The organism is Actinacidiphila yanglinensis, assembly GCF_900107965.1.
Taxonomy (GTDB): Bacteria; Actinomycetota; Actinomycetes; order Streptomycetales; family Streptomycetaceae; genus Actinacidiphila; species Actinacidiphila yanglinensis.
The window spans coordinates 130,496-140,317 of the sequence record NZ_FNVU01000026.1; the positions used below are offsets into that span (position 1 = coordinate 130,496).

Genomic DNA, 9,822 nt, shown 5'->3' on the forward strand with positions numbered 1-9,822 from the left:
GCGGTCGCGAGGACCCGTGGCCGGACCTCCGAGCAGACACCTGAGGGGGCCGACAGCCGCCGGAAGGAGCGAGCGATGCGGATCGAGGACACCGAGCGCACCGGTGACACCGAGGAGATCGCGGACACCGACGGGATCGGGTCCGCACCGCTTGCCGTGGTGCGGCTGGACGCAGCCGTGGCCGGCGACCCGGCCGTGGTGGGGGCGAAGGCCGCGAACCTCGCCCGGGCGGCCGCCGCGGGCCTGCCCGTGCTTCCCGGTTTCGTGCTGGTCGCCGCCGACCGCGCGCCGGGCGCCCCCGCGGGCACCGGCGCGCTGCGGTCGGCCTGGGAGCGGTTGACGGCCGCCACGGCGCGCTCGGCCGGTGCGACGGGGGCAGCGGTACCGCCGTCGACCCTCCCGCCCCCGCCCGGTCCGGACGACCCCGGTCCCGACGCCCCGAGCCGGGAAGCGATCCGACCGGATGCGCCCGCGCTGGTGGTCCGCTCCTCCTCCGCCCACGAGGACACCGGCGAGTCCTCGATGGCGGGCCGCTTCGACTCGGTGCTCGACGTACGCGGTTGGGAGGCCTTCACCCAGGCGGTCCGGCAGGTGCTGGACTCCGCCTCGCGGGTCCCGCCCGGCGCGGGCCGGGGCGCGGACGACCCGCTGCACGGAATGGCCGTCCTCGTGCAGCCGATGCTCACCGCCGCGGCCGGCGGCGTGATGTTCGGCGCCGACCCTGTCGAGGGACGCCCCGACCACATCCTGGTCAGCGCGGTCACCGGCGGCCCCGACCGGCTCGTGGACGGCAGCACCCAGGGCGTGCGCTACCAGCTCACCCGCCGGGGACGGCTGCTGCACACCGAACCCGACCGGCCGCGTGGCACCGGCCCGCTCGGCCGCCGCCGGCTCGCCCAGCTGGTCCGGCTGGCCCGCCGCACCGAGAAGATCTACGGCGGCCCGCAGGACGTCGAGTTCGGCTTCGACGACGACGGGCGGCTCTGGCTCTTCCAGGCCCGGCCGATCACCGCGATGGCGGCCCGCCCGCCCCGGGGCGCGCGGCTGCTGGGTCCCGGGCCGGTCGCCGAGACGCTGCCGGGCGTGCTCCAGCCGCTGGAGGAGGACCTGTGGCTGGCCCCGATGAACCAGGGGCTGACCCTCGCCCTGGACATCGCCGGCGCCGCGCCGCGCCGCAAGCTGCGCAGACTGCCGGTCGCCACCGCCGTCGACGGCCGGGCCGCCGCCGACCTGGTACTGCTCGGCGCGGTGCCCGCCGCGCACCCCGTGCTGAACTTCATCAATCCCGCACCGGGCGCCCGCAGGGCCGGCGCCGCCTGGCGGGTCGGCCGGCTGCGGACGGCGCTGCCGCTGCTCGCCCGGGACCTGATGGCCGACGTCGACCGGCAGTTGCACAACTTCGCCGAGCCCCGGCAGATGCTCAGCGGCGAGCTGCTGACCGCGGTCGCCTGGGGCCGTACGGTGCTCGCGTCCCTGCACGCCCAGGAGTCGCTGGCCGGCGCCCTGCTGGACACCGACACCGGGAGCACCGCCGTCGGCGAGGCGCTGGCCGTCCTCGCCGAGGGCCGCGACAGCGGCCGGTCGGACGCCGAACTGGTGCGCCGGCACCCGGTGTTGCTGACCCTGCTGCCCCCGTCGCTGGGGGAGCGGGTCGACCTGCCGCAGCACGTCGGCTGGAACGGGGTGCCGCGCGGCGTCGGTTTCCTGTCCGTCCGCGAGGGGCTGCGGCTGCGGATCCGGTGGGTGCAGGAGATGCAGACGTCGATGGTGCGCGAGATGGGCAGCCGGATCGACGCGCACTGCCCGCGCGTCGAGCGGGGCCGTATCGCGCTGCTGCGCTGGCGCGAGCTCACCACCGTCGCGGACGGCGGCGCCCGCCCCCGCGACCTCGCGGAGCGGCTGCCCCGGCGGCAGACCCCGCCGCTGCCGGCGGCCTTCCGCCTCGCGGAGGACGGCCGCCCGCAGGCCGTACGCATCGGCCGCGGTCCCGGCGATGGGGAAGGCGAGGGCCAGGGTGCGGGCGGCGGCCTCGGCACCGGCACGGCCTGGGACGGGGAGGGGCCGCGCCCGCAGGACCCGGTGCTCGTGGTCCGCTCGCTCGACCCCGCGCTCGCGGGGCTGCTGCCCGACCTCGCCGGGCTGGTCGCCGAGACCGGCAGCGTCCTGTCCCACCTGGCGGTTCTGGCGCGCGAGTACCACGTGCCGACCGTCGTCGGCGTCCCGCGCGCCGTCGAGCGGTACGCCCCCGGCACCACGCTGACCGTCGACGGCGCGACCGGCACGATCGAGGCGGCCCAGGCGGCCCAGGCGCCCCGGACGGCGCCGGGCGAGGGCCCGCCGGACGGAGGCGGGGACGGAGCCGCGGCCGGGTCCACCGGTCCGACCGGCAGGCTCGGGTCCGTGCCCGCGCCCGGGACCGAGCCCGAAGGGCAACCCCTCGTGGCGGCCCGCCCGGACGGGTCCGGCGGCGGAGGTTCCGGGAGCCCGGACGGTCGTCCCGGCCGGGGAAAAGGGGCGGCGGCATGAAGTACGTCAGCTACCTGTTCGGCGGCCTGTCCACCCTCGCCGCCGCCGTCTACCTCGTGGTCTACCTCTACCGGTGGGAGTGGCAGCGGGCCGTGCTCTGCGGGGTCCTGCTGCTGGCCGTCGAGGGGTTCCTGGTCTGCGCGATCCTGCTCGGCCGGATGGGCCGCCTGGAGCGGCGGCTGAACGACTCGGACGCCCGCGCCGAGGAGATCAGGCGCCGGCTGGAGCACTCCCGCGAGCAGGCCGCCACGCATCCCTTCCGCTGGCTCGGCGGCGAGCACCGCGACGGCGCCGACCGGACCTCCAGGACGTTCGTCTTCGTGCCCATCCTGATGGTGACCGGCGCCGCGCTGTCCGGGGTCGCCTGGGTGATCCAGCGGATCGCGGCCGCCACCGCCCGGCCCGGGGCCGAGCGGCGGCTGGCAGGGCGGCTCGCACCGCTGGCCGCGCCCGCCAACGGTGTGCACGGCGCCATCCCGCAGCTGGAGGACCGGCCGGCGGTGCCCCCCGCGCGCCGGCTGCGCGTGCTGCTGTCCGTGGTCGGCTCCGTGGCCGCGGTCGTCCTGCTGGTCTGGGGTGTGTACGCGCTCGCCGACGCCACCGAGACACGCGAGGAGGCCAGGCCCGCCGCCGCGGCGACCACCGTGGTCTTCCAGGTCGAGGTGCACGGCACCTCCGACGCCTCCGCCCGCGAGATGGCCGCACGCGACCTGTGGGAGGGCTGCCGCCGGTCCACCTCCGCGCCCAACCCCGACGCCAGCCTGGGCGTGCTCTCCGACGGCGTCTACGCGGGGGTGATCCGGCCGGCCCTGAGCCCGCACGACGTGCTGCGCCTGCGCGGCTGCCTCACCGACGCGTCCGCCAACCGTGCCACCGCGAAGATCCTCGGCGACGGCCAGGCGGCGCTCCCGCACTGACCGGGCCGTACGCACGCGCGCCGGTGCCGGGGCGGGTCGGGGCCGGGTGCGGGGTTGCGGGTGGCAGGTGCCAATACCGGGTGCGGCGAGCGCCGTTCGGCCCGAGGGTTCAGGAGCAGCGGGTAGCCTGCCTGGTACGGCGCCGCCCCGGGGAGGGGCGACGACCACCGTCCCCCGCTTTCCACCCAGGTGGTGAACAGCGCTTGTTCCAGGCCCCGCCGTCCCCCTCACCGTCCGCGCCGCCCTTGCCGGCGCCCCCGGCCGGAGCCGCGGCCGTCGAGGCAGCCGGAACCGGAGTCGGAGCAGCAGCCGGAACCGTGGCTCCGGCCTCACCACCCGTCGGCGCGGCCGGGACCGTCGTACCGGCCGCACCGGTGCCGGATCTTCCGGCCGACCCGCTCAGCGCGCCGGCCCTCGCCCGCCGGATCGCCAAGGTGCTGGTGTGCTGCGTGCTCGGCTACGGCGTGCTGTGGGCGTGCTCGGCCGGCGGGATGCTCGCGCTGACCGCGTGGGCCCGCCACGAGGCGTCCGGCGGCAGGCACACCCCCGCCGGCATCAACCACTTCCTCAAGGTCGACGCGAAGGTCTACCGCGGGTCCGCGCCCACGGCGGCCGGATACCGCGAGCTCGCCGCAGACGGCATCCGCACCGTGGTGGACCTGCGTGCCGAGGACCTGTCGGCCGCCGAACTGGCGCTGCCCGCTCGGGCCGGGCTGCGGTCCGTGCGGCTGCCGATCCGGGACGGCCAGACCCCCACCGGGAAACAGGTCGACGCCTTCCTGCGCGTCGTCAAAGCCTCGGACGGCCCGGTCTACGTGCACTGCGGCGCGGGGGTCGGCCGCACCGGCGTGATGATCGCCGCCTACCTGGTGCGTACCGGCCAGGCCAGCGCCGATCAGGCCGCCGTCCGTACCGTGGCGGTCGGGCCGCCTTCCATCGAGCAGGTCTACTACGTCCTGCACACCGGCCGGCACGCGAACCGGCAGCCGCCCGCCCTGGTCAGCGGGATCAGCCGGCTGCTCGACGCGCCCCGCCGGATCAAGGCGTCGCTGTGAAGCCGGGACCGGCGGCATGGCAGGCTTGTCCGTAGCGTGCGGTGCCGCGCGGCGCGCGGTCCACGCGGGCACGCGGTGAAGACAGAGCGAGACACGGCCGAACAGCAGAAGCGGAGCGTCAAGGTGCAGCGGTGGCGGGGCTTGGAGGACGTTCCCGGTGACTGGGGACGCAGCGTCGTCACCATCGGGTCGTACGACGGTGTGCACCGCGGTCACCAGCTCATCATGGGCCGGGCGGTGCAGCGGGCGCGCGAGTTGGGGCTGCCGTCGGTCGTGGTCACCTTCGACCCGCACCCCAGCGAGGTGGTCCGCCCCGGCAGCCACCCGCCGCTGCTGTCCGCGCACCACCGGCGGGCCGAACTGGTCGCCGAGCTCGACGTGGACGCGCTGCTGATCCTCCCGTTCACCAGCGAGTTCTCCCGGCTGACGCCGAGCGAGTTCATCCGCACGGTGCTCGTCGACGGGCTGCACGCCAAGCTCGTCGTGGAGGGCCCCAACTTCCGCTTCGGCCACAAGGCCGCCGGCGACGTGGACTTCCTGTCCGCGCTCGGCCTGAAGTACGACTACGAGCTCGAGGTCGTCGACCTGTTCGTGCGCGGCACCGCCGGCGCCGGCGAGCCGTTCTCCTCCTCGCTGACCCGGCGGCTGATCGCCGAGGGCGACGTCGCGGGCGCCGCCGAGGTGCTGGGCCGCCCGCACCGGGTGGAGGGCGTGGTGGTGCGCGGCGCCCAGCGCGGCCGCGAACTCGGTTTCCCCACCGCCAACGTGGAGACGCTGCCGCACACCGCGATCCCCGCCGACGGCGTCTACGCCGGCTGGCTGCACGTCGAGGGCGAGGCGATGCCCGCCGCGATCTCGGTCGGCACCAACCCGACCTTCGACGGCACCGCCCGGACGGTGGAGGCCTACGCCATCGACCGCGTCGGGCTGGACCTGTACGGGCTGCACGTCGCCGTCGACTTCCTCGCCTACCTGCGCGGGATGGAGAGGTTCGACACCGTCGAGGCGCTGCTGGAGCGGATGGCGGTCGACGTGAAGCGGGCCCGCGAGCTGGTGGACGCGGCGGACACGCCGCACTCCTGACCGCGGGGGGAGCCGCGGCCCGGCGACGCCCCGGGCGTTGTCAGTGCTCGCTGCGAGACTTCGCGGTATGGCTGCGAAGGACTACACCCCACCCGCACAGCACATCCAGCTCTCGCCGAAGCTGGAGGGCGCCGTCCGCCCGGAGCTGCCCCGTACCGGCGGCGAGCGGGAGATGCTGACCGCCTTCCTGGACTGGCACCGGGAGACCTTCGCGCTGAAGTGCGCGGGAGTGGCGGCCGACCGGATGTCGCAGAAGGCGGTGCCGCCGTCGGCGCTGAGCCTGCACGGCCTGGTCCGGCACCTGGCCGGAGTGGAGCGCTGGTGGTTCCGGCAGCACTTCGCCGGTGAGGACCTCCCGATGCTCCACTACTCCGACGACGCCCCCGACCAGGACTTCGAGTGGCTCGACGGGGACGTGGCGGAGGCGTTCGCCGTCTGGCGGACCGAGTGCGACCACGCCCGCCGGATCGTGGCCGCGGCGCCGTCTCTCGACGCCACCTGCCGTTCCCTGGTCACCGGCAAGGAGATGTCGCTGCGCTACATCCTGGTCGACCTCATCGCCGAGTACGCCCGGCACAACGGCCACGCCGACCTGCTGCGCGAGCGGATCGACGGCACGACCGGGGTGTGACCGGCGCGTGGGCCGGCGGCACGCACACCCTGTCACGCGGGGCGTACGAGCCTGGCCTCGTACGCGAACACCACCGCCTGCACCCGGTCCCGCAGTTCCAGCTTGACCAGGACCCGGCTCAGGTGCGTCTTGACGGTGGCCTCGGCCAGGTGCAGCGTGCCCGCGATCTCCGTGTTGGACAGGCCGCGCCCGACCTCGACCAGCACCTCGCGCTCCCGGGCGGTGAGCCGCGCCAGGCGGTCGTCGCCCGCCGGGTGGCCGGTGCGGTCGTCCGGTGACGGGAGCTGGTGGGCGAACCGCTCCAGGAGCCGCCGGGTGATCCGCGGTGCCACCACCGCGTCGCCCGCCGCCACCGCGCGGATCGCGGCCAGCAACTCCTCCGGCAGCGCGTTCTTCAGCAGGAACCCCGAGGCACCCGCCTTGAGCCCGGCGAAGGCGTACGCGTCCAGGTCGAAGGTGGTCAGGATCAGCACCCGCGACCGCGGGCAGCTCTCCACGATCCGCGTGGTGGCCTCGATGCCGTCCATCCCCGGCATCCGCACGTCCATCAGCACCACGTCCGGCTGCAGCGCCCGCGCCTGCCGCACCGCCTGCGCGCCGTCCCCGGCCTCGCCGACCGGCTCCATGTCCGGCTGCGCGTCCAGCACCATCGTGAACGCCATCCGCAGCAGCGGCTCGTCGTCCACGAGCAGTACCCGTACCGGCGCCGCCACCGCGTTCCCGTCCGTGTCCGTACCCGTGTCCGTGTCCGCGCCCCCGTCCGTGTCCGAAGGCGCAGCCGCGCCCGTGCCCGTCCTCCCCGGGCCGCCCCGCGCGTTCACGGTGCCTCCGGGGTGGCCAGGGCGAGCACCGCGGTGACCCGCCAGCCGCCGCCGGGCCGCGGGCCCGCGGTCAACCGCCCACCGTAGGCGGCCGCCCGCTCCCGCATACCGGCGAGGCCGTGCCCGGCGAGCGGCGGGGGAGGGCCGGGTGGCGCCTGCGGTTCCGTGCCCGCGCCGTCGTCCATGACACTGACCTCCAGAACGTCGGGCCCGCAGGAGAGCCGTACCTCCGCGCGGGCGCCGGCCGGGGCGTGCTTCAGGGTGTTGGTCAGCGCCTCCTGCACCAGGCGGAAGGCGGTGAGCTGGGCCGCGGCCGGCACCGCGGCGGGCTCGCCCGCGACCACCAGCCGGGTCGGCAGCCCGGCCGCCCGCACCTGCTCGGCGAGCGCGTCGAGTTGGGCGATCCCCGGCATCGGGTGGCGCAGCGCGTCCGGCTCGTCGTCGCGCAGCACCCCCAGGAAGCGGCGCATGTCCGTGATCGCCTGCCGGCCGGTCGCCGACGTCTGCCGCATCGCCGTCGCGGCGCGGTCGGGGGAGCGTTCCATCGCGAAGGCGGCGCCGTCGGCGAGCGCCACCATCACCGAGAGATTGTGGGTGACGATGTCGTGCATCTCCCGGGCGATCCGTGCTCGTTCGCCGGCCACCGCGAGCTGGGCGCGCTGATCCCGCTCCAGCTCCAGCCGCACCGCGCGGTCCTCCAGGAACTCCATCCGCTCCCGCCGGGCCCGCATGTTCGTCCCGATCACCCCGGCCGCGGTCGCCATCGCCGACAGCGAGACGAATGTCGCGAGGCCGCGGTCGTGGATCGACCACCGCAGCGTGGCCAGCGCGATGCCCGCCTCCAAGACGCCGAACGCGGCGAGCAGGCGAGCCCGTTCGCCGACGTAGGCGGCCACGGTGTACAGCGCGATGAGCAGGCCCCCGTCCGCCGGTGACCGGACGTCGCCGAGCCACTGGGCGAACGCCGCGGCGGCCATGACCCCGAACACCGTCATCGGCGCCCGCCGCCGCCACGCCAGCGGCACGATCAGCCCGACCTGCGCGAGCAACACCGGCAGCGGGTGGGCCCGCACCGCGCCGTGCTGCAACGCGGTGAAGAACGCGCACAGCGTGAGGGCGAGCAGTGCGTCGACGGGCCCGTGCCCCGCCGCGAGTCGCCGCCCCGGCGGCCCCCACCTCCACCACTCCCGTGCCGGCGTCCGCGGCGCACCCCGCCCCGGCGCGGGCCGGCCGGGCCGGGGGACCGGGCGTGCCGCCACGGTCGACGCGGCCTCGGCGGGCGGGACCTCCACGGCAGGACCTCCTAGGCGTCGCGGCGCTTCAGCAGGACCGCCGCACCGGCCAGCGCGGCGAGCGCGTACGCACAGAAGACCATGAAGCCCGGCCAGGGGGCGAGGGTGTGGTCGACGTGGTGCACGCTGAATAGCGACTGGCCCGCGGTGCTCGGCAGCCACTGGCTCACGTGGTCGCTCCAGGACGCCGGCAGCGCCTCGGCGAGAACCGGCAGGACCAGCAGCACGCCGAAGAGCGTGGCGATGCCGCCCGCGGTGTTGCGGATCAGCGCGCCGACGGCGACGCCGAGCAGCCCGACGACCGTGAGGTAGAGGCCCGTGCCCAGCACCGCCCGCAGCGCGCCGGGATCGCCGAGCGACACTCCGATGTGCCGGGAGGACATCAGCCCCTGCCCGGTGAGGAACGCCACGAGCGCGGCGGCCGTCGTCAGCGCCCACACCGCGGCCGCGAACAGCGCGGCCTTCGCCCACAGCACGGGCAGCCGGCGCGGGACGGCCGCCAGCGAGGAGCGGATCATCCCGGTCGAGTACTCGCCGCTGACCGTGAGCACCCCGAGCACGCCGACGGCGAGCTGGGCGAGGAAGTAGCCGCGCAGGCTGATCCCCGCCGGATCGAACGTGGCGTGCTCGTGCGGCGACATCGTCGGCCAGCGGTTCGCGCTGATCGCGCCGAACAGCGCCCCGAACCCGATCAGCGCCGCCACCGACCCGATCAGTGTCCAGAACGTGGACCGCAGCGTCCGCAGCTTGATCCACTCGGAGTGCAGCACCCGGGCCTGGGTGACACCCGCCCCGCTCCGTGCCCGGCCGGGTCCGCCGGTCGTACCATCCGCGCCCCGGCCCGCCGGAGCCGTCACCGTGCCCGCGCTCATGCCGCCTGTCCTTCCGTCACGTGCCGCGGTGCCTGGTACTCCACGGCGTCCCTCGTCAGCTCCATGAACGCGTCCTCCAACGACGCCTGCTGCGGGGTGAGTTCGGCCAGCGCGATGCCCGCCTCCGTCGCCACCCGGCCGATCCGGTCGCTGGTCAGCCCGGTCACCTCCAGCACGTGCCGGGTCTCCGAGGCCACCGACACGCCCGGTCCGCCGAGCAGGTCGCGCAGCCGGTCGGCCTCCTCCGCGCGCACCCGGACGGATCCGCCGGGGGTGGCGCGGACGAACTCGCTGACGGGAGTGTCGGCGATGAGGCGGCCGCGGCCGATGATGATGAGGTGTTCGGCGGTGAGGGCCATTTCGGACATGAGGTGGGAGGAGAGGAGGACGGTTCTGCCTTCGGCGGCGAGGTCCTTGAGGAGGGTGCGGATCCAGAGGACGCCTTCGGGGTCGAGGCCGTTGACGGGTTCGTCGAGGACGAGGGTGGCGGGGTCGCCGAGCAGGGCGGTGGCGATGCCGAGGCGTTGGCCCATGCCGAGGGAGAAGCGGCCGACGCGGGTGCGGGCGGCGTCCTGCAGGCCGACGGTGTCGATGACCTCGTCGACGCGGCGGCGGGGGATGCCGG

9 protein-coding genes are annotated in these 9,822 nt (G+C 75.7%); 5 read left to right on the forward strand and 4 right to left on the reverse strand.

The genetic code is table 11. The annotated features are described in order from the left end of the window. The first annotated feature begins 75 nt into the window (after window positions 1-75). The 5 genes from C4U44_RS36790 (at window position 76) to C4U44_RS36810 (ending at window position 6,212) form a co-directional block, all read left to right on the forward strand. Window positions 76-2,526: a PEP/pyruvate-binding domain-containing protein gene (locus C4U44_RS36790; RefSeq protein WP_103890448.1), complete on the forward strand. Its 2,451-nt coding sequence runs from the start codon at window positions 76-78 to the stop codon at window positions 2,524-2,526. Then, the gene (locus C4U44_RS36795; RefSeq protein ID WP_103890449.1) at window positions 2,523-3,443 is read left to right on the forward strand and encodes a hypothetical protein; all 921 of its coding nucleotides are present in this window, start codon (window positions 2,523-2,525) and stop codon (window positions 3,441-3,443) included. Before C4U44_RS36790 ends, C4U44_RS36795 begins: the two co-directional genes overlap by 4 nt. Before the next feature lie 317 nt (window positions 3,444-3,760). After that, window positions 3,761-4,498, forward strand: a complete 738-nt coding sequence (locus tag C4U44_RS36800; RefSeq protein WP_235032622.1) for a phosphatase domain-containing putative toxin — start codon at window positions 3,761-3,763, stop codon at window positions 4,496-4,498. Window positions 4,499-4,621: 123 nt separating this feature from the next. Continuing rightward, entirely contained in the window at window positions 4,622-5,581 is a 960-nt protein-coding gene (locus C4U44_RS36805) for a bifunctional riboflavin kinase/FAD synthetase (RefSeq protein ID WP_103890450.1), read from the forward strand. 67 nt (window positions 5,582-5,648) lie between these two features. After that, entirely contained in the window at window positions 5,649-6,212 is a 564-nt protein-coding gene (locus tag C4U44_RS36810; protein WP_103890451.1) for a DinB family protein, read from the forward strand. A gap of 32 nt (window positions 6,213-6,244) precedes the next feature. Here C4U44_RS36810 and C4U44_RS36815 read toward each other — a convergent pair whose 3' ends face one another. The 4 genes from C4U44_RS36815 to C4U44_RS36835 form a co-directional block, all read right to left on the reverse strand. After that, on the reverse strand, window positions 6,245-6,925 hold the full coding sequence (locus C4U44_RS36815; protein WP_265737360.1) for a response regulator: 681 nt from the start codon (window positions 6,923-6,925) through the stop codon (window positions 6,245-6,247). Between the two features lie 104 nt (window positions 6,926-7,029). After that, complete coding sequence (locus C4U44_RS36820; protein ID WP_322973726.1) at window positions 7,030-8,325, reverse strand: sensor histidine kinase; 1,296 nt, start codon at window positions 8,323-8,325, stop codon at window positions 7,030-7,032. A gap of 11 nt (window positions 8,326-8,336) precedes the next feature. After that, complete coding sequence (locus C4U44_RS36830; protein ID WP_103890454.1) at window positions 8,337-9,197, reverse strand: ABC transporter permease; 861 nt, start codon at window positions 9,195-9,197, stop codon at window positions 8,337-8,339. Continuing rightward, window positions 9,194-9,822, reverse strand: a 629-nt coding sequence (locus C4U44_RS36835) for an ATP-binding cassette domain-containing protein (RefSeq protein ID WP_146088430.1), incomplete at its 5' end; no start/stop codon positions are given. The genes C4U44_RS36835 and C4U44_RS36830, both read right to left, overlap by 4 nt.

Coding starts and splice junctions, on each gene's coding strand:
- C4U44_RS36795 (WP_103890449.1), top strand. CDS start 2,523: ATGAAGTACGTCAGCTACCTGTTCGGCGGCCTGTCCACCCTCGCCGCC.
- C4U44_RS36810 (WP_103890451.1), top strand. CDS start 5,649: ATGGCTGCGAAGGACTACACCCCACCCGCACAGCACATCCAGCTCTCG.
- C4U44_RS36830 (WP_103890454.1), bottom strand. CDS start 9,197: ATGAGCGCGGGCACGGTGACGGCTCCGGCGGGCCGGGGCGCGGATGGT.
- C4U44_RS36790 (WP_103890448.1), top strand. CDS start 76: ATGCGGATCGAGGACACCGAGCGCACCGGTGACACCGAGGAGATCGCG.